22 protein-coding genes are annotated in these 23,207 nt (G+C 46.3%); 17 read left to right on the forward strand and 5 right to left on the reverse strand.

Translation table 11 applies throughout. From position 1 onward, the window contains the following. The first annotated feature begins 9 nt into the window (after nt 1-9). The 14 genes from AC4PHM_RS01310 (at nt 10) to AC4PHM_RS01375 (ending at nt 13,102) form a co-directional block, all read left to right on the forward strand. Nucleotides 10-498: a 4Fe-4S ferredoxin gene (locus AC4PHM_RS01310; RefSeq protein WP_492019102.1), complete on the forward strand. Its 489-nt coding sequence runs from the start codon at nt 10-12 to the stop codon at nt 496-498. 4 nt (nt 499-502) lie between these two features. After that, on the forward strand, nt 503-781 hold the full coding sequence (locus AC4PHM_RS01315; RefSeq protein ID WP_492019103.1) for a (2Fe-2S)-binding protein: 279 nt from the start codon (nt 503-505) through the stop codon (nt 779-781). Further along, nucleotides 774-1,916: an NAD(P)/FAD-dependent oxidoreductase gene (locus tag AC4PHM_RS01320; RefSeq protein WP_492019104.1), complete on the forward strand. Its 1,143-nt coding sequence runs from the start codon at nt 774-776 to the stop codon at nt 1,914-1,916. The genes AC4PHM_RS01315 and AC4PHM_RS01320 overlap by 8 nt, the downstream gene beginning before the upstream one ends. Before the next feature lie 75 nt (nt 1,917-1,991). Beyond that, nucleotides 1,992-2,384, forward strand: coding sequence for a 4Fe-4S binding protein (locus AC4PHM_RS01325; protein WP_492019105.1), 393 nt, complete (start codon nt 1,992-1,994; stop codon nt 2,382-2,384). After that, on the forward strand, nt 2,381-4,258 hold the full coding sequence (locus AC4PHM_RS01330; RefSeq protein WP_492019106.1) for an aldehyde ferredoxin oxidoreductase family protein: 1,878 nt from the start codon (nt 2,381-2,383) through the stop codon (nt 4,256-4,258). The genes AC4PHM_RS01325 and AC4PHM_RS01330 overlap by 4 nt, the downstream gene beginning before the upstream one ends. Nucleotides 4,259-4,301: 43 nt before the next feature. Next, nucleotides 4,302-4,550, forward strand: coding sequence for a hypothetical protein (locus AC4PHM_RS01335; RefSeq protein WP_492019107.1), 249 nt, complete (start codon nt 4,302-4,304; stop codon nt 4,548-4,550). Nucleotides 4,551-4,570: 20 nt separating this feature from the next. Next, nucleotides 4,571-6,142: a BCCT family transporter gene (locus AC4PHM_RS01340; RefSeq protein ID WP_492019108.1), complete on the forward strand. Its 1,572-nt coding sequence runs from the start codon at nt 4,571-4,573 to the stop codon at nt 6,140-6,142. A gap of 276 nt (nt 6,143-6,418) precedes the next feature. After that, the gene (locus AC4PHM_RS01345; protein WP_492019109.1) at nt 6,419-7,534 is read left to right on the forward strand and encodes an aldo/keto reductase; all 1,116 of its coding nucleotides are present in this window, start codon (nt 6,419-6,421) and stop codon (nt 7,532-7,534) included. A 79-nt stretch (nt 7,535-7,613) separates the two neighbouring features. Beyond that, the gene (locus AC4PHM_RS01350) at nt 7,614-8,783 is read left to right on the forward strand and encodes an iron-containing alcohol dehydrogenase (protein ID WP_492019110.1); all 1,170 of its coding nucleotides are present in this window, start codon (nt 7,614-7,616) and stop codon (nt 8,781-8,783) included. A 29-nt stretch (nt 8,784-8,812) separates the two neighbouring features. Continuing rightward, nucleotides 8,813-9,334 (forward strand): flavodoxin, encoded by a 522-nt coding sequence (locus tag AC4PHM_RS01355; RefSeq protein ID WP_492019111.1) that lies wholly within the window; start codon nt 8,813-8,815, stop codon nt 9,332-9,334. A gap of 29 nt (nt 9,335-9,363) precedes the next feature. Then, on the forward strand, nt 9,364-9,996 hold the full coding sequence (locus AC4PHM_RS01360; protein ID WP_492019112.1) for a flavodoxin family protein: 633 nt from the start codon (nt 9,364-9,366) through the stop codon (nt 9,994-9,996). Between the two features lie 21 nt (nt 9,997-10,017). Continuing rightward, nucleotides 10,018-10,404, forward strand: coding sequence for a MerR family transcriptional regulator (locus tag AC4PHM_RS01365; protein ID WP_492019113.1), 387 nt, complete (start codon nt 10,018-10,020; stop codon nt 10,402-10,404). Nucleotides 10,405-10,587: 183 nt separating this feature from the next. Further along, nucleotides 10,588-11,574: an ATP-binding protein gene (locus tag AC4PHM_RS01370; RefSeq protein WP_492019114.1), complete on the forward strand. Its 987-nt coding sequence runs from the start codon at nt 10,588-10,590 to the stop codon at nt 11,572-11,574. 157 nt (nt 11,575-11,731) lie between these two features. Beyond that, complete coding sequence (locus AC4PHM_RS01375) at nt 11,732-13,102, forward strand: ATP-binding protein (RefSeq protein WP_492019115.1); 1,371 nt, start codon at nt 11,732-11,734, stop codon at nt 13,100-13,102. 201 nt (nt 13,103-13,303) lie between these two features. Here the strand turns inward: AC4PHM_RS01375 and AC4PHM_RS01380 are convergent, their stop codons facing one another. Further along, entirely contained in the window at nt 13,304-14,278 is a 975-nt protein-coding gene (locus AC4PHM_RS01380) for a dipeptidase (protein WP_492019116.1), read from the reverse strand. Between the two features lie 60 nt (nt 14,279-14,338). Then, a complete protein-coding gene (locus tag AC4PHM_RS01385; RefSeq protein WP_492019117.1) occupies nt 14,339-14,590 on the reverse strand; it encodes a DUF819 family protein in 252 nt (83 codons plus the stop codon). A gap of 103 nt (nt 14,591-14,693) precedes the next feature. Here AC4PHM_RS01385 and AC4PHM_RS01390 point away from each other — a divergent pair, with 103 nt between their 5' ends. Then, a complete protein-coding gene (locus AC4PHM_RS01390) occupies nt 14,694-16,847 on the forward strand; it encodes a PAS domain S-box protein (protein ID WP_492019118.1) in 2,154 nt (717 codons plus the stop codon). 171 nt (nt 16,848-17,018) lie between these two features. On the opposite strand, the gene AC4PHM_RS01395 is transcribed toward AC4PHM_RS01390, so the two are convergent. From AC4PHM_RS01395 to AC4PHM_RS01405, 3 genes are all read right to left on the reverse strand, one after another. Next, the gene (locus AC4PHM_RS01395) at nt 17,019-18,563 is read right to left on the reverse strand and encodes an IS3 family transposase (RefSeq protein WP_492017433.1); all 1,545 of its coding nucleotides are present in this window, start codon (nt 18,561-18,563) and stop codon (nt 17,019-17,021) included. A 438-nt stretch (nt 18,564-19,001) separates the two neighbouring features. Beyond that, the gene (locus AC4PHM_RS01400) at nt 19,002-20,081 is read right to left on the reverse strand and encodes an IS4 family transposase (RefSeq protein ID WP_492018482.1); all 1,080 of its coding nucleotides are present in this window, start codon (nt 20,079-20,081) and stop codon (nt 19,002-19,004) included. 376 nt (nt 20,082-20,457) lie between these two features. Next, nucleotides 20,458-20,952 (reverse strand): rubrerythrin family protein, encoded by a 495-nt coding sequence (locus AC4PHM_RS01405; RefSeq protein ID WP_492019119.1) that lies wholly within the window; start codon nt 20,950-20,952, stop codon nt 20,458-20,460. A gap of 265 nt (nt 20,953-21,217) precedes the next feature. Here AC4PHM_RS01405 and AC4PHM_RS01410 point away from each other — a divergent pair, with 265 nt between their 5' ends. Together AC4PHM_RS01410 and AC4PHM_RS01415 are read left to right on the forward strand one after the other, a co-directional pair. Then, the gene (locus tag AC4PHM_RS01410; protein WP_492019120.1) at nt 21,218-21,685 is read left to right on the forward strand and encodes an NAD-binding protein; all 468 of its coding nucleotides are present in this window, start codon (nt 21,218-21,220) and stop codon (nt 21,683-21,685) included. A 35-nt stretch (nt 21,686-21,720) separates the two neighbouring features. Continuing rightward, nucleotides 21,721-23,133: a sensor histidine kinase gene (locus tag AC4PHM_RS01415; RefSeq protein WP_492019121.1), complete on the forward strand. Its 1,413-nt coding sequence runs from the start codon at nt 21,721-21,723 to the stop codon at nt 23,131-23,133. Nucleotides 23,134-23,207 lie beyond the last annotated feature (74 nt).

The following is a 23,207-nucleotide window of genomic DNA, read 5'->3' on the forward strand; positions in this document are numbered from 1 at the left end:
GGGGTTACATTGTTCAATAAACTAGGTATTGTCAGTAAAGAAATGTTCGAAAGTCTTCTCCCATCACCAGAGAGAAGAGCGAAGGGACCTTATGTGGTTATGGAATGTTTTCAAAGTATTCCCTGCAATCCGTGTAATACAAGCTGCAGTTTTGGTGCTGTAAAAAACATGGCTGATATCAATGAGACGCCAACGGTCTATACTGAAAAATGCGGCGGTTGCGGAGTCTGCATAAGTGCTTGTCCGGGACTCGCGTGCTTTGTCATTGATGAAACTTACTCTAAAGATCAAGTGGCGATCAAAATTCCGTATGAGATGAGTCCGCTTCCTGAAAAAGGCGCTGTCGTGGATGCGCTTGACCGGTTTGGCAACGTCGTTGGAATGGCAAACGTGATCAATGTCCAGTCCAATAAGAAGTTTGATAAGACCAATGTTGTAACCATAGCTATACCAAAAGAGCTTATTTACGACGTACGAAGCATTAAAGTGGGGAGGTAGCACCATGGATCAATCAAAAGTCTATCTTTGCAGGTGTGAAAATCTGACTTTGGCAGATTTGCATAAAATGTTGGACGAAGGTACTTATTCAATGGAGGAAGTTAAACGATCCACGCGCTGCACCATGGGTCCTTGCCAAGGCCGTACGTGCAGGGAATTGATCGCAAAGGAAATAGCAAAGTATCATGCGCTTAAAATGGAAGATATCGATATGCCGACCTATAGAGCTCCAGTGAAGCCAATTAAAATGGGGAAGGTTGCCGGAGGTGCTAAAAATGCGTAAAAACGCGGACGTTGTCATCATAGGCGGCGGGTCGATAGGCTGTTCCGTAGCCTACAACCTGGCGCTTAAGGGATTTAAAAATATTGTACTTCTGGAAAAAAGATATATTACCAGCGGTTCAACAGGCAGATGCGGCGCAGGGATCCGTCAGCAATGGGGCACAGAAATCAATATCAACCTGTCGCGATTGGCGTGCAACCTTTTTCTTGAGCTAGGAGAAAAAACGGGCTACGGCGATATTGAATTCAGGCAGTCTGGCTACCTGATGATTACATATGATAAGAAACAGGCCGAAAGACTGGATAAGAACCTCAAACTTCAGCAATCACTGGGGGTTCCGGCAATACGCCTGTCAGGGGCTGAAGCCAAAGATGTTGTGCCTTACCTGAACATTGAGGGCATGGAAGCTGCGTTTTACTGCAAAGAAGACGGTTGCATCAATCCGTTTAAGGCGACCTTTGCTTTTGAAAAGGGCGCCAAGGATTTAGGGGTTGAATTTGAAAAATATACAGAAGTGCTGGGCATTGAAACTGAGGCGGGCAAAATTAAGTCGGTTGTGACGGACATGGGCACAATCAATACTCCGTTAGTGATTAACGCAACTGGCCCTTATGCGAAATTTATTGGCAAAATGATTGGTGTCTCCCACCCTGTCGAGCCCGAAAGGCACCAGATCTTAGTCACGGAACCTCTTGAGCATATGGTGGGACCGCTGGTCATGTCCTTTAACCATGATTCCTATATCAACCAGCAGCATCATGGCGGTTTCGTTATGGGTTATGGGATTCCAAATGAGCCAAAACGCATTAACTATAATCACGACTGGTCCTTTATGGAAGATATGGCTAAGAAGGCAGTCTTTCAAATCCCGGCGCTTAAGGACGTTCGCATAGTCCGCCAATGGGCAGGACATTATGGCATTTCGCCGGATGGTCAACCTATTATTGGTTCCATTCCTGAGGTGGAAGGGTACTACACGGCACTTGGCTGTGGTAAAGGCTTTATGCTCTCTCCTGCCATTGGCTTGCTGCTTGCTGAACATTTGAGTGGCGAAAAAACTACCTTGGATTTGGAGCCTATGAATGTCAGACGATTTGAAAAGGGTGAATTGATTTTCGAAACGGGTGTCGTATAGCCTGCTGCTAAAGTTATCACATTAGATTGGAAGAGCAGCTTCCAATAATAAATGAACCAGGAGGAGTGGTAAAAAGTGCCTCTTCAATATAACAACGAAACTTGCTCGGGCTGCAAAACCTGTCAACTGGTCTGTGCCTTGTCCAAGTTTAACTATTCAAATCCTTCAGCTGCCTTTTTAAATGTAAAAGGGAAGTTCCCGGCACCAGGGAAATACTATGTAGATTACTGTGATCAATGCGGAAAATGCGCGGAAGTATGCCCGGTTGGAGCTATTGAAGCGGCGGATGGTATCTATAATGTGGATCCTGAGTTATGTATAGGCTGCAAATTATGCTTGGATGCCTGTCCTTATGACGTCATGAGATTTATGGACGGTGTAGCGCATAAATGCAATGACTGCGGACAGTGCGCAGAAATTTGCCCGAGAAATGCGCTCAGTCACACCGCGGAAGGAGCGTCCATATGATGTATGGGTATGCAGGACAGGTTTTGAGAATTAATCTATCGACGAATAAAGTCACTAAGACACCATTAAAAGAAGAGTTGGTCGAGGAATACGTTGGTGGTCGAGGCTTTACGGCAAAAATTCTCTATGACGAGAACCCACCTAATGTACATCCATTCAGCCCTGAGAATATTTTCGTAGTCGCCATGGGTCCATTGAGTGGTCATATGCTGCCTTCCAGCGGTAAAACACACTTCGCGACTAAGTCACCAGCAACGGGTGGCTACGGCGACAGCAATATGGGCGGCCACTTTGGCGTCACTATGAAATATGCCGGTTATGATGTCATGATCATAGACGGCAAAGCCGAGAAGCACAGTTTCATTCTGATCAACGATGATGACATCAAAATTGTGGATGCAGAAAAGTATTGGGGGAGAGGCTCTGCTGAAGTTGAAGAAGCCATGAAAAAAGAACTGGGAGAAGAGTATCAGATTCTCACTATAGGTCCAGCGGGAGAAAATCTGGTTAATTTTGCCTGCATCTCCCATGACTTTGGTCGCCAGGCTGGACGGATCGGCATTGGGGCGGTGCTTGGATCCAAAAATATCAAGGCTATCGCGGTCAAAGGCACCAAGGGTATTCCAGTCTTTAATCCTGAGTTGCTGCTTGAAAAAGGCAAAAAAATGTATGGCGATTTGAGGAAAAAGCCTGGATTTACAGGCTGGACGCCACAAGGCACCGCCGGGATTACGGATTGGTGCAACAATGTAGGAGCATTGCCAACGAGAAATTTCCAAAAATCAAATTGTGATTACGCGGAGAAAATCAATGGTGAGGCGGTTCTGAAAGAATTAAAAATTACGGATAAAGGCTGCTTTTCCTGCCCGACACCTTGCGGAAAATACGGTCATGCCAAGACAAAAATTGGCGACGCGTATGTGGAAGGACCGGAGTATGAAACCCTGTCGCTGCTTGGCAGCAACTGCGATATCAGTGATATTCATGACATAGCTTATCTGAATTATATCTGCGATGAGCTGGGTCTCGATACTTGCTCTGCCGGCGTTGTACTAAGTTTTGCCTTTGAATGTTTTGAAAAGGGGCTTATCACAAAAGAAGAAGTTGGCAGGGAGCTATCCTTTGGCGATTTCGAGTCAGCAGTGTATCTATTGCGTCAAATTGCGGAGAGAAAGGGCATTGGAAATGTTTTGGCGGAGGGCGTTAGGGGTGCTGCGGCGACCATCGGCAAAGGCAGTGATCAGTACGCGATCCATGTCAAAGGTCTGGAATGGACGGGGTATGAAAGTCGCAACGCGCCGGGCATGATGCTTGGCTACATGACGGCGGACATAGGCGCGCATCACGGCAGATGCTGGGTGCTGGGCAACGACGTCGCAGGCTCGGCCGTTGTGGGGAATGTCAATGACTTGATTTCAGGTGAGCAAAACACCAATCTCCTGCCAAAAGCCAAGCATGAGCATGTTGTGCCGATTGTTTTAAAAAGCCAGCATATTAGGCCTGCTTTTGATATAATTGGGACCTGCAGACTGCAGTTTATGGAAATTGGCTTGGAGACGTCGTATTATGAAGACGTGTTTTATGCCATTACGGGAAGGAAGTTTACCTGGGTGGAGCTGGAGAAGCTGTCTGAGAAGCTGTGGCATCTGAATCGCATGTACAATGTGCGAGAGATAGAGGATTTCGGTCGGAAATACGATTATCCGCCAAAGCGCTTTTATACGGAGCCGATTCCGGATGGCCCGAACAAAGGTCACTATATAGCTCTGGAAGCTATTGAAGAAATGCTGGATACTTATTATGATGGTCGGGGCTGGGACAGGAATGGGATCCCTACCAGAGAAACTTTAGTTAAATTTGGATTGAATATGTGATATTCTAAGTTTCAATAATGTGATTGGGAGGTGGGCGACAGCAATGCAGATAACATTGAAATTGTCAGAAAGCTTACTCTCAATTTACAAGTCTGCAGGTCATGAGCTAGAAGAGACTATGTTGGTCAGATCCAACACCTCAATATCTATTAAGGAAGTACTTAGAAGGGCTGGCATCAGCCCCATGTTGACACCCATGGTTATAGTCAATAATAGAAGCTGCGGCTCACTCAGTGAGGTGATTGTTGAGGATTCAACGATCACCCTCATTGGGCCATTAGCTGGTGGTTAAAAAATGGAGGTAGTGATTATATGAGTAAAAATAAGGGCTTTGAAATCGAAAAAAGTACATTTTTACCTACCGCGATCATCTTGGGAGCTGTCTTACTGATTGGTATTATCTTCCCAGCGTTTTTTCACTCCTCTGTCAGTTATTTGTTTGATGTCACGACGATTGGTTTTGGGTGGTTTTATCTGATGGTCTCCCTGGCGCTGCTGTTTATCTGCTTTTATATTGCGGCATCGCCATTTGGCAAAAAAATCATAGGCGGGCCAGACGCTAAGCCGGAGCACAATGTATTCTCTTGGTGCGCTATGGCAGTTTGCAGCGGGATCGCTACAGCGATGGTCTTTTACGCCGTTGGAGAACCACTCTCCTATTTTTACAATCCGCCAGCGTTTACATATTTGGAACCACTCACACCTCAGGCGGCGGTCCGCGCTATTCAGATTTCGTCTTTCCACTGGTCATTCTTGTACTATGGCATATTCGCCTTTTGGGGTCTGGCTGTTGGTTATATGTCCATGAATCATAATCTGCCGTATCGTCCAAGCTCAGCGTTATACCCATTGATGAAAGAAAAAGTTTTCGGATGGCAGGGTAAGGTTGTGGATGTCCTCTCGATTTTGGCTTTGGTCGGCGGGATTGTTACTTCGCTTGGATTTGGAACAACACAGTTCGCCTCAGGCATGCAGTTCGTCTTTGGTATTGAGCCAAGCAATATGATCTACGCGCTGACTATTTTGGTAGTTACTTTGTCGTATACGATTTCAAGTTCTCGCGGATTGAATAAAGGTATGAAGATCATCAGTAACGCCAATGCTTATATTTACATTATCATCACAGCGTTTCTCGTTATATTTGGCCCTACGGTTTTTCTCGCGAATCTGTTTACAGAGAGTGTCGCATCCATGTTGGATAATTTTATCTCTACCTCGCTGAATGCGGACGCGTTTAATGTCGGAGAAGGCTGGAGTCGAAACAACACCGTCTTCTTTATGGCATGGATTATGGCATATGCGCCGTTGGTTGGTATGTTTTTAGCTAAGATCTCCAGAGGTCGTTCGGTTCGGGCATACCTAATGGTCAACATTTTTGTTCCAGGGATCTTCGTTTTTATCTGGTTTACGGCGTTTGGTGGCAACGCAATATATCAGGATTTCTTTAATAATGCCGGCATTTATGAAACCATTAAAGAATTTGGCTTCCCTGTAGCGAACTTCGCATTGCTTGAGAATATGCCTTTCTATTCTGTTATGATTCCGCTTTTAGTTGCAGTTCTGTTTTTCTCCTTCATTACACTGGCAGACGCTATGACGGGAACTATATCTGCAGTCACTTTAAAGAACTCATCTGCGGATGAAGCGCCTCGGCCGATCAAATTATTCTGGGGAATCATGATTGGCGCGACGACTCTGATCTGTTTGTTCGCTCTGGGCGAAGTTGGAACAACGGCGCTTCAGACTATGAGTATCGTGTATGCGCTGCCAATCTTTATCTTCACTATTCCGGTCATTGTGAGTGTGTTCCGAATGGTGTCGGGTAAGGTAGATGTAGAAATGGGTTTGATTGAATTGGAGGTTCTGGAAGAAGAAGCGGCTTAGGCGAAAGAGTATCAATGTGAAATGAATTTTGCCAAGACCATCGGCTAAAGGTGGTCTTGGTATTTTTATTTTTTGGGATGAAAGGAACCTCTAATTCAATGAATAAAAATGATTTCAAAAAATGTTTCACAAACCCTTGACTTGGAGTTAACTCCAGGGTTTATGATTGGTTGGAAGAGACGCGCTGAGGATCCTGTCTTGAGATTTCAAGAACTGATCCTATGGCGCAACTCCTTCTCATTTCTGTTGTTAGAATTTTGCATTGGAGGTTATATTGTGAAAAAACTCGGATTTGGTCTAATGCGTCTGCCGCTGATAGATCCTGACCAATCGTCAAGTATAGACCTGGAAGTCATGAAGCAAATGGTGGACACGTTCCTTGAACAAGACTTTACTTATTTTGACACCGCTTACATGTACCATGATTTCAAAAGTGAAATTGCCATTCGTGAGGCCTTGGTCAAACGGCATCCAAGGGACCGGTTCAAACTGGCGTCAAAGCTGCCTGTCATGTTTCTGAAAACCAAAGAGGACCGGGAACGAATTTTCAACGAGCAGCTTGAAAAGTGCGGCGTGGACTATTTTGACTACTATCTGCTGCACAACTTGAATATCTCGCATTACGAGATCGCCAAAGACCTGGAGTGCTTTGAGTTTGTTCTGCAGAAGAAGAGAGAAGGAAAGATTGGGCAAATTGGTTTTTCTTATCACGACCATGCGGGGCTGCTGGAGGAAATATTGAGCGCGCATCCCGAAGTCGACTTTGTTCAGCTTCAGATCAATTATCTGGATTGGGAGCACGAGGGGATTCAGTCGAGAAAATGCTATGAAACGGCGAGGCGTCACAATAAACCCGTGATTGTCATGGAACCGGTGAAAGGCGGCTCGCTGGCTTTGGTTCCGGAAGCGGCGGAAGTGTTGTTTAAAAACCATCAGCCGGAATGGTCTGTGCCTTCCTGGGCGGTGCGGTTCGCCGGGAGCCATGAGGGCGTCTTTATGGTGCTCAGCGGTATGTCGACTGTGGCACAGGTGCTGGATAATACCAGTTATATGAAGACCTTTGAGCCACTGGAGCAAGCGGAGATTGAGGTCATCCAGAAGGCAGTGTCGATCATCAATGCAGCCATAGCTGTCGCTTGTACGGCTTGCCGGTACTGTGTGGACGACTGTCCGAAAAACATTCCGATTCCAAATTATTTGGCACTGTACAACGCAGAAATACAGTCGACGAATAAAAGATTTTCCTTACAAAAGGTCTATTATGAGAATTATGCCAAGGCTTTCGGCAAAGCGTCGGATTGTATTGAGTGCAAAAGGTGCGAAGCGCTTTGTCCGCAGCGTCTCGACATTGTTCAGCATCTCAAGTCGGTGGCTGAGGTTTTTGAGGGGTAGTGTGACGTCTAATTGCGTAGGATTGTGAGAAAAAAATTACTTCACTCAACTTAAATTAACTCTGAGAGGACGATTCAACATGAATAATTTCGTTTACGACATTCCAACCAAAGTGTATTTTGGAGAAAATCAGCTGAGCAATCTGGGTCCTGAGCTGAGTAAATTCGGCAAGAAGGTTCTCTTGACTTACGGCGGCGGATCCATCAAGAAGATTGGCCTCTATGACAAAGTCGTGGCGGAGATCAAGAAAGCGGGTCTCGAGCTTTTCGAACTTTCCGGGATCGATCCAAATCCGCGGGTGTCCTCGGTCAACGCCGGCTCGGACATTTGCAAGAGAGAAGGCATTGATGTGCTGCTGGCGGTTGGAGGCGGGTCGGTCATTGACTGCACGAAGTATATCGGCGCGGCGGCTTACTATGACGGCGACGCGTGGGATATACTCCTTAAGAAGGCGCCTGTAGAACAGTGTCTGCCGATAGTCACGGTCCTCACCCTCGCCGCCACCGGTTCCGAGATGGATTCCGGCGGCGTCATCAGCAACCCGGAGACGAATGACAAGATCGGCCTTCTGTTTCCGGTTATGCAGCCCAAGGTTTCCTTCCTGGATCCAAGCGTCACTTACTCCGTAAATAAATTTCAAACTGCCTGTGGTGCCGCGGACATTATGAGTCATATACTTGAAGTCTATTTCAATATGAATCAGGATTTCTTCATGCTGGATACCGTCATGGAAGGCCTCATGAAGACGGTGATCAAGTATACGCCTGTGGCTTTGGCAGAGCCGGACAATTATGAGGCGAGAGCAAATCTGATGTGGGCGTCCTCCTGGGCAATCAATGGCTTCGTGAACGGCGGGAAACGTCAGGCGTGGAGCTGCCATCCAATGGAGCACGAACTATCAGCGTTTTACGACATCACGCACGGGCTGGGGCTGGCGATACTGACACCCCGCTGGATGGCGTATACGCTGGATGAGACGACCATCGGCAAATTCGTGCAGTTTGGGGTGAACGTGTTCGGGATTGATCCGACACTGCCGAATATGGAGATCGCCCAAGCGGGCATTGAACGGCTTCGTGAGTTTTTCTTCGAGACGTTGGGACTTCAGAGCACCCTGACGGCAATTGGCATTGACGACACGCATTTTGGGCAGATGGCGAAGAAGGCGGCTGAGCTTGGCGCTACTAAATATGCGTTCCGACCTTTGGCTCCGGAGGATATTGAGAAGATTTTCAGGATGTGTTTGTAAAGTCTAATGGGGAAGTGGGAGTGACGATTATGGGGAAAATATTGATTGCGTATTACTCGCGAAAAGGACAAAATTATGTCAGCGGTGCTATTAAAGATTTGAAGGTCGGGAATACGGCCGTGGCGGCAGAAATGCTGGGAGCGCTGACGGGCGGCGATCGGTTTGAGATTGAGACTGTCGCGGCCTATCCGGTGGATTACACGGAAGCGACAGAAGTGGCTCAGAAGGAGCTGCGCACGGGCGCGCGTCCGGCGCTGACGGCTCAGGTGATGGGCATGGAGGATTATGATACGGTCATTCTTGGTTATCCCAACTGGTGGGGCACTATGCCCATGGCTGTGTACACCTTCCTTGAAGCCTATGATTTTTCCGGAAAAAGGATTCTGCCGTTTTGCACCCATGAGGGTAGCGGGCTTGGGCGCAGTGAAAAGGAGATCGCGCAGCTTTGCCCGGATGCTGCGGTTTTGAAGGGCTTGGCGATTCACGGGACCGGTGTGGCTGGCGCTGGGAAGGCTTTGGAGAAATGGATGAAGCAGGCGGGTATTATATAAAAATATTTTTGAGAAAGAGGGATTGAAGGATGAAAGTCTTACTGGTGAACGGAAGCCCCCATGAAAAGGGATGTACCTATACTGCGTTGTCAGAGGTTGCGAAAACGTTGAATGAGGAAGGGGTCGAAACGGATGTCTTCTGGATTGGTACAAACCCAATGGCAGGATGCATTGATTGTGGGACGTGCGGCAGAACCGGAAACTGCGTGTATGGCGACAAGGTGAATGCATTCACTGAAATGACTGGTCACTATGATGGCTTTGTCTTTGGAGCAGCTGTGCACTATGCCTCGGCGAATGGTGCCATGGCTGCCTTCATGGACCGCGTCTTTTATACGGATTCACGCTCTGGCAGGCGTAATTTTTATTTGAAACCTGCGGCGGCGATTGCCTGCGCACGGCGGGCCGGGACAACAGCGACGTTTGATCAGTTGAATAAATATTTTTCGATTTCGCAGATGCCCATAATTTCATCGAATTATTGGAACAACGTGCATGGATTAACGCCAGAAGAGGTCGTTCAGGATTTGGAAGGTATGAAGGTCATGAGGACCCTTGGGCGGAATATGGCTTGGTTTTTGAAGTGCAAGGAAGCGGGCGCTAAAGCCGGCGTGCCTTTGCCGAAAAAGGAAGAAGCCGTCTACACGAATTTCATTCGATGAGTATTTGGGAGGCGTATGGATTTGACCATTTCTGAGGTTAGTGAAAAATACGGACTTTCAGCGGATACGCTGCGCTACTACGAACGGGTGGGGATGATCCCGCCTGTAAACCGAACACCAAATGGTCTTCGTAACTTTACAGAATTGGACTGCAGATGGGTGGAACTGGCAAAATGCATGCGTGGTGCCGGGCTGCCTGTTGAGGTCATGATTGAGTATGTCAGGCTGGTACAAGAGGGGGATCAAACCATCGAGGCACGCAGGGATCTCCTGGTGGAGCAGCGCGTTCACCTGCTGGCCCAGAAGGCGGCCATTGAAACTACGTTGGAGAAGCTGAATTATAAGATCGAGCGGTATGAAGAGGCAGTGGAGACGGGTGTGCTGTCCTGGGATTCGGAAGAAGTGTAAACCGGCACGTGGACAGTAGTAGGGGATTAAATGTGAAGCGCCAAGACCATCGGCAGAATATGATCTTGGCGCTTTGTTATTTTCGGATATAACGCTTTTGATTCGAATCGATTCGAAATTAATAGATTGATTAGATGCGATTCGAAATCAAATTGCAGGGTAAATATTCGCTGAGGTGTTCTTATGCGTGAAGATAAATTGATGGATGAAAAAATGATTGCAGCGGTTTTGAAGGGGAAATTCGAAGCGCTGCGATCGGAGAATCAGGCATTGACGTTTATTCAAGCTGAAGCGATCTTTAAGAATTCTCAGATCGAATTGGATCTCGAGCGACAAAAATCCATGGGTTTGATGAACGCTGAGGGTGAATACACGAATTTAGCGCTGCTTCTTTCAGATCAAAACAGCTTTACGACAACCGTTGTTATGATTCAGGATGGGGATCAATTAATCTGCAAGCTGCGTGAATCGTTTACAGGTTCACTGCTGAAACAGCTTCATGAGGCATTTGCCTATCTCGAAAAGCTGAATAGAACAAGAGCTGAAATTAAGGGCTTATTACGCAGGGACTATCGTGACTACCCGGTAGAAGCAATACGCGAAGCGTTGATAAATGCAGTGGCTCATCGGGATTATCATAGCAGCAGACCGACGATGATTAAATTATTTGAGGACCGCTTGGAGTTTTTTTCAGTGGGTGGTCTGACGGACGGTTATGTGTATGCCGATCTCATGTTAGGCCTTTCTGCACCGCGCAACGAAAAGTTGATGGAAGTCCTTCGAGTTCTTCGATTTGTAGAAAATGTCGGGATTGGTCATCTCAACATCTTCAAGTGCTATGAGGGTGAGCCAGTTCAACCTAAAATTGAAGTGTCAGAGCATCTCTTCAAATTGACCCTACCAAACCAAAATTATAGTCGTGAAAGTCGATCTATTGAAACTTCAGAAAATGTGCGCGAAGCGGAGTCTTTGTATGGAGTGGAGCAGTCAATTGTGGAGCTGATTGGCATTAGATACAGTGTGTCCAGAAAAGAGATTGAAACAGCTTTTGGGCTGTCTCAAAGTCGTGCTGTGAGACTCTTGAACCATCTCATTGAAAAAGGGTGGATCATTTGTCGCGGTAGTGGAAAAAATACAGTTTATGTCTCGAAGACGCCGGCGGCAAAATGAATTTTGGTGTTGCGGAGGATGTCGGAAAGGATGTCGGAAAGGATGTCGGAAAGGATGTCGGAAAGGATGTCGGAAAGGATGTCTTAAAAGATTTCTTAAAGGTTGACAGTTTAAAATGCTGTCTCTGAAATAAAAGCTTCAATGGGAGTGTATTTTAGTGAACAGAAACGAATTGGATGCCATTATTGCAACCGGTGAAAATTATAGGATTGAATTCAAAGAGAATGTAGACAAGTCATTCGTTGAAGAGGCAGTTGCATTTGCCAATGCTTCGGGTGGAAAAATTCTTTTGGGCATTACAGATCGCGGAGAAATTAAAGGTATTGATACTTCTAATTTCTCGAGATCCAGAGTGCAGGATACGCTAATGGGGATAAAACCGACCATCGGCATAAATATTGAAATAGTTGAGAATATAATGGTAATTGAGGTGCCGGAAGGAAGAAACAAGCCGTATGCATGTTCGAAAGGGTTCTATCTGCGTGTTGGAGCTAACTCGCAAAAACTGGATCGGGATGATATTGTGGAGTTTTTTCAAAGTGAAGGCAGGATTAGGTTTGACGAAATTATTAATAAGGAACTTGAGATTGAAAGCGTTTTAAACAAGAGTGAATACGATAATTTCATAAGTCTAGCCGGAATTTCAAATGTACTTGATCCGGTCAATGTTCTCGAAAATCTGAATTGTGGACGAACAGAAGAGGAGAAATTCAGGCTTAATAATGCTGGAATTCTATTCTTCTCAGATAATCCCACACGACACATAAGTCATGCTTCGGTTGTATGCGCGCTATATAAAGGGAACGACAAAGTAATCATTTTGGATAAAAAGGATCTGAATGGATCGATTTTACAGATGATTGAAGAGGGCATCCTGTTTTTGAAAAAACATATCAATTTGAGTTACGAAATTGAAGGTTTAAGGCGAAGGGAGATTATGGAATTACCCGAAGTGGCATTGAGGGAAGCTGTCACAAATGCTGTTTGCCATAGAGATTATTTTGAAAAAGGCGCGCAAGTCATGATCGAAATATTTGATGACAGGGTTGTGATCTCTAATCCTGGGGGATTGCCTAAAGGATTGGAAGTGAAAAACTTCGGTAAAGTTTCAATGTCGAGAAATCCGGTTATTGCTTCGCTGCTTGAGAAGTGTGACTATATTGAAAAGATGGGAACCGGCATTCAGAGGATGCAGATTGCCATGGCTGAAAAACATTTACCTGAGCCGGAATTTGAATTTGAAGGATTTTTTATCGTGACTTTGTATAGAAAAGCCAAGAAAGATAGACAAAGTATTGAGAAGGACAGCGAGCATGAAAGCCAAGCTATAGAGGAACAGATCCTGGAACTGATGATGGCGAATGCCGAGGTTACAATCTCCGGGATGGCTGAAAAACTTAGCAGATCTACCAGGACAGTTGAAAGACACTTAAAGAGATTGCGGGAAGACGGATTTATTATAAGAGAGGGTTCGAAGAGCTCTGGAAAGTGGGTTGTGAAGACGACACTGGATGAAGAGGATGAATAATTGAATGAAAAATGAAGCGCCAAGACCATCGGCAGAAACGCTCTGCTGGATCTTGGCGCTTTTTTGTAAAGATTTTTTTTTGGGGGGGACAAGATGTGAAACAGATGAGAATCTTTCTCGCAAGCTCTGGCACCAGAATGAACTGAGTGACAGGCACTCAATTCATTTCCGTCCGCGTCACCAAGTTAAAACGTTAACGACTTACTTCATCACCCGGTCCATCAGAGAGAGGAAATTTTTATAACTGACCATTTCAATTTCTTCCTGGGTGAAGCCTCTGGCGCTCAAGCGGGATATCATGTTCGGCGCCTGGGTGATGTCCTCGAGGCCTATAGTGCCGGCGTAAGTCTCTGAGGTGAAGCTGTCCGTGGTCGAGCTGGACAGGTATTCGAAAAAGTCGAAGCCCAGGGCAATTTTGTCAATCCCGATCAGCCCCGCGACGTGCACCAGGTGATCGATCAGACGGTCGACGGTTCGCTCCGCCGGCACCTCGTGAATAAACTCGTTGTAGGCGTTAAGTCCAATCAAGCCATTTTTGCTGCCGATGGTTTTGATCTGTTCATCGGTCAAATTCCTGGGAACGTTGCACAAGGCTCTGGCGTTGCTGTGGGACGCAATGATCGGTCTGCTTGAAAGGTCGGCAATGTCCCAGAAAGTTCTGACGTTGGAATGGGAGACGTCCATAATCATGCCAAGGTCGTGGATCAATGTAACGGCCTCTTTACCTTTCTGAGTCAGGCCGCGGCTGGGTTCGCCTTTGACACCCGTCGCCAGCGCGTTCTGCTCGTTCCAGGTCAGGCTTGCGTGTCGGAAGCCCAGTTGGTAAAGGGTATACAGGGCGTCGACATCTTCTCCAATGCCGCTCAGGCCCTCGTGTCCAAGCATAACCGCGAGTTTGTTGGCTGCGATGGCTTTCGCGAAATCTTCAGATTTATACATGACTTGGACAAGGTCTCTGCTGTCGAAGAGTTCCTTGCTCATGGCCTGGATACTCTCCAGCAGCCTTTCTTTTGGGCGGGTATCGTGGGGCGGGTCGGCCCAGATTACGAAGATCCCGCCTGCCATATTGCCCTTGTAAAATCGCTCCAGGTGATAATCCCTTATTATGTTTCTCTTGCCTTGCGCACTTTTGACTGTGACGTCAGTCCAAATATCTCCATGAATGTCGAGCAGCATGCTGCACCTCCAAAAGCCGCAGGGCGCGGGCCAACCGAGCCCTGCGGATAATTTCTTACTCTACATGTACTGAAGCAGATTGCCCATAAAGATGCCCAAGTAGTTGCCTATGATGTAACCAAAGACACCTGCGAGAATGATTGGGCCAACCAGCTTGTTCCAGCCTTTGGCGATCGCCATGGCAGCGACAGTGGTAGGACCGCCGATGTTGGCGTTGGAAGCAAGTAGGATTTCTTCGAGGTCAAATTTGAAGAGCTTGCCAAGTACAAGAGATACCAGCATGTTGATTAATAAAGGTTGAATTCTCGCCACATTGGGTAAAAGCACTTATGAATGCATTGCGGTTATTGAGGTCATATTGGTGGTCAGCTGCCCAAGTCACCAAAGATTCCTAGCCGCGGTGAGGAGGATATTTATGGGTAGTGCAAGTCACAGCGCAGACAGAGACGATTATTTTCGGAGTATTTTTGACCACTCCTTCGACGCCATCCTTCTCACAGTTCCGGATGGACGGATTCTGGCAGCCAATCCGGCAGCGTGCAGGATGTTTGGACGGAGTGAAGAGGAAATTTGCAGTCTGGGAAGGGACGGGATTGTGGATCATTCTTACCCGGGATTGAAGGAAGCGTTGGTCAGCAGAAATGAAAAGGGTGAGTATAGAGGGACCATTCGCTATCTCCGAAGTGACGGCATATTCTTCGTGGGAGAAACGTCTTCAAAAGTCTTTTTAAACGAGAACGGTGATGAAAGAACCTCCATGATTATAAGAGACATAACGGAACAAATAACGGCTGATAATGAGCTCAAACGGCGCGAGGCACTTCTGAGCTTGTTTGTCACCCACGCACCGGCTGCCATAGCCATGTTTGATCGAAACATGAACTATATTGCCGTCAGCGAACGGTTTTTGAAGGATTATGGCATTCCGGAACGCAACATTATTGGAACGTCTCACTATGAGGTATTTCCGGAGCTCCCCGAGGCATGGAAAGAAGTTCACAGGAGATGCCTTAAAGGCGCAGTGGAGAAAGCAGAAACGGAGGCTTTTTTGCGTCAGGATGGATCGGTGGACTGGATCAATTGGGAAATCCACCCTTGGCATGATAATAGCGGTGAAGTTGGCGGCCTGCTGCTGTTTTCGGAGGACTTGACGGAGTTCGTCAACCTTAGAAACGAGCTAAAGTACAGCGAGCAGCGCTGGCGATTTGCCCTTGAAGGTGCAGGAGATGGCGTTTGGGACTGGGACTGTGTAACCAATGAAGTCTTCTATTCGAGTCAGTGGAAGCGTATGCTCGGCTTTGGGGAAGAGGAGGTCGAACCGACTCTGAACTCCTGGCGGAGCGTGATTCAGTCGGAGGAAGATGATTCTTTCAAATCGCTTTATTACGGCATTCTGATGGGCACCGATCTGGAGTTCAGTAAAGAGCATCAGGTTCGAACCAAGCAAGGCTCCCTGAAATGGATCTTAAACCGTGGAATGGCGTTTGGACGGGCGGCGGATGGCGCCCCCCTCAGAGTGATTGGAACCATTACGGACATTACTGAGATGAAGATGGCCCAGGAGACACTGAGACAGAATAACCGGATGCTGACCAATTCAGAGAACAGATACCGGACGTTGTTTGAAACCTCGAGTGAGGGCATTTTTATAGTTGAAATTACGACTGGGAAGATCAAGTTTGTCAATCCGACAATTTGCAGAATGCTTGGCTATGGCGATGAAGAGCTGCTCCACATGACTATGAACGGTATGTTTCATGCGACGGATTGGGATGAGGTTGTGCGCGATATCCGCGACCATTTTGATGGGAGAAAGACTCAGTCCTCAGATCTTAAGTTCCGCAAAAGGGATGGGAGTACACTTCGTATGGATCTGAATTCCGCTAAGACGGTAATTGACGGCACGCAGGTTCTGGTTGTCTTTGCCTCGGATATTATGGAGCGGCTGGTCGCTGAGGAAGAACGCAGCCAATATGCAAACCGAATGTTGAGTGCCATGATCAAGACGGTTGAACTGCTGTCTAAAACGGTGGAACTCAAGGATCCATACACTGCCGGCCATCAACTGAGAGTAGCGTCGCTGGCGGATGCCATTGCCAGAGAGCTTGGCATGTCGGACGATGAGGCGGAGGGCATCCGGATGGCGGCTATTGTGCACGATCTTGGGAAGATGTATGTGCCGTCGGAAATCCTGAGCAAGCCAGGAAGGCTGAATAATCTCGAGTTTGATCTAGTGAAGACACATTCCCAAGCAGGGTATGATATTTTGAAAGAAGTGGATTTTCCATGGCCAATCGCGGACATGGTACTGCAGCATCATGAACGTATGAACGGCACTGGCTATCCCAATGGTGTCGTAGGTGCGGAGATGAATTTGGGCGCTCGGATCATCGCCGTCGCAGATGTGGTAGAGTCCATGGCGTCCTATAGGCCATACCGGCCTTCCCTGGGAATTGAGGCTGCGCTTGCGGAGGTAAGAGCCCATAGCGGCACATTGTTTGATCCCGCTGTGGTAGCGGCCTGTGAGGCGTTGTTCGGGCGAGGGTACGTGCTGGAACGGGTGGATTGAGGTTGTAGGAGAGTTTTAGTGAGGAAAATATGAAGCCGATGGTCGGTTGGGTGACCATCGGCTTAAGTTTTTTGGGAGTATTAGGTGAATGAGGAAAAGACCTCCAAGCCTGCGGAATGTTACAGTTGTGTTACCGTCCGCGTCGGGGGTGCGGACGTTTTCTTGGACGGTTTAGGCTACTAGTCCTTTGCTTCGCCTGAACACCAACGGGCTCATTCCACCCAGCGACATTTTGATTCTTTTTTCGTTATACCAGATTAAGTATTCATCTAATATATTCATAAACTCGTTCAGGCTAACACCGACCCATGAGCGATAATAAAACATTTCAACCTTGAGTCTGCCGAAGAAGCCCTCGCAGGCAGAGTTATCAGGTGAACAGCCTTTCTTTGACATTGATCTCACCAGGCCTGCATTGTCCATTCTGGATAGCCACCCTGGCCAACGGTAGTGGCATCCTCTATCCGAATGGACAATTGGACGCTGATCCTCTTGTAGCTTGTCTATGGCGCGATCAAGCATACTGTTAACCAGAGCTGCGTCGGGTCTTGTTCCAATTGACCAGCTCGTTATATAACCGTCATAGCAGTCTACTATTGGGGATAGGTATATCTTACCGGCGGGGATTGAAAACTCGGTTATATCCGTAAGCCATTTTGTATTTGGTGCGTCCGCATGGAAATCCCGATTAATCAGGTTGTCTGCTGCAGGTGCTATCTCACCTAAATAGGAACTGTACTTTCGCTTCTTTTTCCCGAAAACAACAAGTTTTAATGTTGACATGATACGTCTCACAATCTTCTCCGAAACACGAATGCCTTCCTGCTGAAGGAGTTCGTTAATCCGTCGATATCCAAATCTTCCGTGGTTTTCTTTAAAAAGATCAATAATTCGAAGCTTGATATTCTCGTATTTCTCAGGCATCAATGCAATCTGATGATGATAATGATAACTGCTTTTTGGTATATCAACATATTTCAATAATTCCTTAAGGGTATATTTATTTCTTAGGGCGTCGATCAATGTTGCTCTCACTTTGTTTGTCAATTTCTTCGGATCGACGCCCGGGTTCTTTTTTAGAATTATTGAGAGTTCTCCCATGAGTTCTTTTTCAATTTCCAATTTCCTGATTTGTTTTTTTAGCAATTCGATTTCAACCAAGAGAGCCTCTGTTCCTTCAGGGGGCTTGCCTTCATGGAGTTTATCATCAACTTTCAACATGATTATTGGATACTCCTTAGCGAGCAGAACACCGTTGTGTTTATAATTAGTTCTTCGGCCGACACTGTGCTTATCTCCGAGATCCGTCGCCCTGACACACGGCGTGTCGGGTTCTACGACGGCTTCCTTTTTCTGCGCTTGAGTGCATTGTATACTACTGACGTGCATTTTGCGATCATTTGGATTCAATTCATCACACCAGAGTCTTAATTTGCCCGTGGATGGATAGCCTAAAGCTCTTACTGTTCTTGAAAGATTTCTCCCGTGCGCCAGGTAATGATTAACGGCTACTTCCATTTGCTCTACTGAATACTTGACCTTTCTAGGTTTCCTCCCCCATTCGTCTCCGATTGATTGACCCCTTAGATAGTCTTTGTACCATCTCCGGATGACTCTACACGATGGAAAACCGAGCTCATTTGATACAGCGGCCGCAGACTTGTCGTACTTGATGTATAACTCGATTACTTTTTTCCTAACTTCCAACGAATACATACGGACAACTCCTGACTTTTTCATAGTCCAGGTTTTTGTCCGCACCCCCGTCCCCAAGTTGAAAGCTGTCCGCGTCCCCAAAGTGATAACTGTCCGCGTCACCAAACAAAAATATGCAAAAATTAAAAACGGCTGACCTCCAAAGGAGATCAGCCACGCTGGGCAAGCGTTCAACTTAGTATAGCATAAGCGGCGTGAGATGCAAGGCTTTTATTTATTTACGCATAGTCCGCTGAATTAATAACGATAAATAAAAAGTCACTAGCGTTGCATTAAGTTAATAGAATTGATGTCAAAATGACGAATCGCCCATTAAATACCATATTGCCTGTATACAGGAAATTAATTTCAGTCTCCTGTTGAAATGACGAACACCTTAACAAGGTGACCCCATTGTACAGTGATTTTTTTCCATATTATAACAATCGTTTTACAACTTTAGTGAGGGCTTATTCGCATCATTTGCTCAACAACGTCTCGGAATGGATCAAATAGCGCTGACATTGCCGCGCTTTTAATCTTTCTTAATGAGACTCTAGGGTCAACTTTGGCCGAGATTAAACGAAACAGGCAGTAAGCGATCAAAGCTATGAAAATTTGTACAGTGACAGCCTGCTCTGAAGTCGCATAAAAGTGTTTTATCTTCAGATTTTGCTTGATCCATTTGAAAAATAGCTCTATTTGCCATCGTAATTTGTAGATGTCCCCGATCTCCTCCGGTGTCTTGTCCATCACGTTTGTGATGAAGTGAACTTGGTTTCCGTCATCATCACGAAGTTGGATGTAACGAAAAGCATTCTTGGTTTTTTTTGCTCCACACCCTACGGTCACAAGATCGTGATAAACAACCTTTGACTTTTCATCCACCTCATAACGTTTGATCACCCACGTGGCTGCGTTTTCCCTTAGGCGTGTTACAAATAAAACCCCCACATCAGAAAATTGATCAAAGGCTTGATAATCCACGTATCCGCGGTCAAAAACATTGATGGTGTCTTTACTGACGACGACTAGATCTTTCAGATAGGCAACATCGTGTTCTTTAGCCTTGGAGACAAAGACATTGTTGGGATAGGCTATTTCATCATGGTACATCAAAGACAAATGAAGTTTGATCCCTGCTTTACTTTTCCTGAACTTGGCCCATTCCATGCCTTTTAATGACTTGGTGATTGTACTTGCATCAATGAGATTCAATCCGTGAAGTGACTTTGAAATTTTCTGACGATACTTGCTGCCAAGTCGCTTCACCACTACATTGAAAACTTCTTCAATAGCAGCGATTGGAAAGCTCTGAAGCCTTCTGAAGACTTGAGTATGGCTTATCGAATCAAGTTTCAGATATCGTCTGAGTTTGCGATTGAACTCAAAGCTGGTTTGAACGGTTCGGGTTCCGGTACATTGATTTTGCTGAGCGAGAATAAGCAAAACGATGAGTTGATGCGCTTTAAGCTTCTTTGCATAACGATTGCACTTGTGCTTCTTAAAAATCTTTCGCACTTCACTAGAATTTATCACTTCAAACAATTCAAAAATGGTGGTTTTCGTAGTATAATCTATGATAAGTTCATTCCTTATATTAGATTTGTACGAGGTCACAGACAAGGCGGTGCAACGCCTGTACATTTCTATTATAAGGTTTTTTTACATTCACATAAAGTTATTTATCCCATATTTGGAATTAAATGTTCAAGATTTTAATGCAACGCTAGTGGTTCGAAACCTACGGCCACCTATTTCTGGAAGCGATTCGAGGGTTTGGTGGCGCAGACGAATAGAGATAATAAAAGAGCCGAAGGTCGTGTATACAACAACCTTCGGCTCACGTGTAACTAAAAACGATTTAGATTGTGTACAACCTAATCCACTTTCTGCTTAGTAAGTGTTGAAATTCTTAGTACTTAATGAATTTCGCCCCTGGAACGCCGCAAATGCTGCATTTTTCAGGTACGAACTTTTCAATGTTGCCGCAGATTGGGCAGAGATAGTAGAAGATCTCTTCTGCCTCATCGAGATTTTCGAGGGCTTCCTGATAGAGTCTGGCATGGACTTCTTCCGCCTTCATGGCATACATAAAGGAGAGGAGCGCTGCCTTGTTGCCTTCAGCCTCAGCTTCCTTGATGAAATCAGGATACATATTTTGATACTCATGGGTTTCTCCGGCGACGGCATCCTTCAGGTTGTCGACAGTTGTTCCGATTTTGCCTGCGACCTCAAAATGCTTGAGAGCATGAAGGGTTTCAGCGTCGGAAGCGGCTTTGAAGAGCTTAGCAGCGTTGATTTTGCCGTCTGCTTCCGCTTTCTTTGAGTAGGAAAGGTACTTTCTGTTTGCCTGGGACTCGCCTGCGAAGGCTTCCATGAGGTTTTTGAGTGTTTTGTTTTCTGCCATTTTGAGATTCCTCCATAAGTAAGATTTGCTGTACTGAAATAAACAAATGTGTATTCAATACAATTATAAATCAATTATAGCATAATTCACTTGGTAATCCAAGCAACATTTGAAGTTTTTGCCGATGGTTTTTTACGTGACCATCGGCAGCAATTTGTTTTTGAGATCTTTGCACAAAATTAACACCTGCCCCGGCATCTTAACACTATGTTAATGCCGGGTGATCTATGATGAAGTTAGAAATCATGGAGAAGAAGGTGAGTTTATGCTGGATGTCATCATTACACTAGGGATGCTGGGATTAAGTGTACTTGGATATCGCGTTATGAAACGGCTGGATGTCGCGCTGGAGGACATTGTCGTAGTCGATCACCTGGAAAAAGTCAGGCGGGCGACCGTCCTGATCTATAGTGAAGAGGTCGGACATGAGGAGGCCATCCGAACGATCCTGGAGGAGCTGGACCAGCAGGGGATCGCCCACGTGGAGACCACGGATGGGAATATACAGGATTTGCTGCCGTTCACCCACGTGGTGGCCATTTCTGACAGTGATCTGGACAATTTATTGCTGTGTCATCGTGCCAAGAGATTAAAGCCGAGTGTGGAAACAATCGCCAGCTGCAGCAAATATGTCTACCAAAGCGTTTTTAAAGATCAGGGTGTGGACTGGATTGTGATGGGGGACCGGGATCCGGTGCTGCTGAATATTGTAAACGGGCTTGGACAGACTTAAATTAACCTATATACTAGTGCCATGGGAGTGATCACATGATCGCAGCAAGTCAGCAAAAACCATTAAACTGTGCGCTGAAAACACTCTTGGTGTTTATTGTCGCTACCTTGGTGTCGCTGGGAATGAGCTTTCTTGGCATCAGCAAAGAAAGCATCATCATGGTGTATTTGCTCGGGGTTCTGTTCTCGAGCACTTTGACCAGCAGCTTTATTTGGGGCATCATCAATTCCTTTGCCAGTCTTTTGGCATTTAACTATTTTTTCACGGAACCGCGTTTTACCTTCGTCATGACTCACACCACAGACATTATATTACTTGTATTTTTTCTTATAACGGCTATAGTCTCTGGGACTATGACCACCAGACTTCAAAAGCAGATTTTGATTGCCGAGAAGAATGAAAGAACCTCCATGATCCTGTACCAGATCGCAGCAGGCTTTCTGCTCGTCAGTGGTGAAAAGAACATTGTCATGCGGAGTCTTTCCTTTATAGAGGAGTTTTTGGGGTGTGAGTCCGTCGTAAAATTGGACCGGAATGGAGGCATCTATCCTGAGGCAGCAAATGGATACAGGATCCCCTCACATACCTTTCCCATTCAGAGTGCTGCAGGCAACCTTGGCGTGATCCAAATCTTCAATGCTGAGGAGATTATGGACAAGCAGAACGAATTGATCGCCAGTTCGGTCGCGACTCAGCTGGGGATCGCCCTGGACAGGGAAAATCTCTACAATGAACAGGAAAATATCAAACTGGCCATGGAACGGGAGCAGCTCAGGGCAACACTCCTTAGGTCTGTCGCCCACGATCTGAGGAGTCCTCTGACTGCCCTGCTGGGCGCCGGCAATCTGCTGGCTGACAATTATGAAAAGCTGACGGATGAGGAAAGAAAAAAATTGGCCTTGGATTTAAGTGAGGAAATACTCTGGCTGACCAACCTGGTCGAGAACATTCTCAACATGACCAGAATCAATGAGTCAAAACTCGTCCTGAAGAAAAACGGAGAAATTATAGATGACGTCGTCAGTGAGGCAATTTCCCATGTGGAACGGCACATCAAAGGCCGCAAGTTCAATGTGCACCTGCCTGAGAAGGTCGTCATGGTACCTATGGATGGAAAATTGATTGTCCAGGTGCTGATCAATCTTCTCGAAAACGCGATTCGCCACACGCCCCCTGACAGCGAGATTGCGCTGGAGGTCTTTGAGGGCAGGAAGGTCATCAAAGTGGTGGTATCAGATACAGGCAATGGCATTGACAGCAATATCAAGGATAAATTATTTGATAAGTTTGTGACGCTGGACCAGGGTGTGACGGACGGCAAGCGCGGCATTGGCCTGGGGCTGACCATTTGTAAAGCGATAGTCGAAGCCCACGGCGGCTCTATAAGCGCGGAAGCAAACTGGCCAAAGGGCACGCGGCTGATGTTCACTTTGCCGCTGGAAGAGTAGATATAAAAGGCAATGTCACTGGCTGTACATTATTCCGGGAAAGGTATATCGAAGTGCAGGCTTTGGGGGCGTGA

The organism is Acidaminobacter sp. QWL-03 (genome assembly GCF_058683855.1).

Bases quoted from the DNA above. Each gene is read 5' to 3' on its own strand.
- AC4PHM_RS01320 (WP_492019104.1), top strand. From the start codon at position 774: ATGCGTAAAAACGCGGACGTTGTCATCATAGGCGGCGGGTCGATAGGC.
- AC4PHM_RS01405 (WP_492019119.1), bottom strand. From the start codon at position 20,952: ATGGCAGAAAACAAAACACTCAAAAACCTCATGGAAGCCTTCGCAGGC.
- AC4PHM_RS01415 (WP_492019121.1), top strand. From the start codon at position 21,721: ATGATCGCAGCAAGTCAGCAAAAACCATTAAACTGTGCGCTGAAAACA.
- AC4PHM_RS01410 (WP_492019120.1), top strand. From the start codon at position 21,218: ATGCTGGATGTCATCATTACACTAGGGATGCTGGGATTAAGTGTACTT.
- AC4PHM_RS01390 (WP_492019118.1), top strand. From the start codon at position 14,694: ATGGGTAGTGCAAGTCACAGCGCAGACAGAGACGATTATTTTCGGAGT.
- AC4PHM_RS01370 (WP_492019114.1), top strand. From the start codon at position 10,588: ATGCGTGAAGATAAATTGATGGATGAAAAAATGATTGCAGCGGTTTTG.
- AC4PHM_RS01335 (WP_492019107.1), top strand. From the start codon at position 4,302: ATGCAGATAACATTGAAATTGTCAGAAAGCTTACTCTCAATTTACAAG.
- AC4PHM_RS01350 (WP_492019110.1), top strand. From the start codon at position 7,614: ATGAATAATTTCGTTTACGACATTCCAACCAAAGTGTATTTTGGAGAA.
- AC4PHM_RS01315 (WP_492019103.1), top strand. From the start codon at position 503: ATGGATCAATCAAAAGTCTATCTTTGCAGGTGTGAAAATCTGACTTTG.
- AC4PHM_RS01380 (WP_492019116.1), bottom strand. From the start codon at position 14,278: ATGCTGCTCGACATTCATGGAGATATTTGGACTGACGTCACAGTCAAA.
- AC4PHM_RS01340 (WP_492019108.1), top strand. From the start codon at position 4,571: ATGAGTAAAAATAAGGGCTTTGAAATCGAAAAAAGTACATTTTTACCT.
- AC4PHM_RS01330 (WP_492019106.1), top strand. From the start codon at position 2,381: ATGATGTATGGGTATGCAGGACAGGTTTTGAGAATTAATCTATCGACG.
- AC4PHM_RS01395 (WP_492017433.1), bottom strand. From the start codon at position 18,563: ATGTATTCGTTGGAAGTTAGGAAAAAAGTAATCGAGTTATACATCAAG.
- AC4PHM_RS01355 (WP_492019111.1), top strand. From the start codon at position 8,813: ATGGGGAAAATATTGATTGCGTATTACTCGCGAAAAGGACAAAATTAT.
- AC4PHM_RS01360 (WP_492019112.1), top strand. From the start codon at position 9,364: ATGAAAGTCTTACTGGTGAACGGAAGCCCCCATGAAAAGGGATGTACC.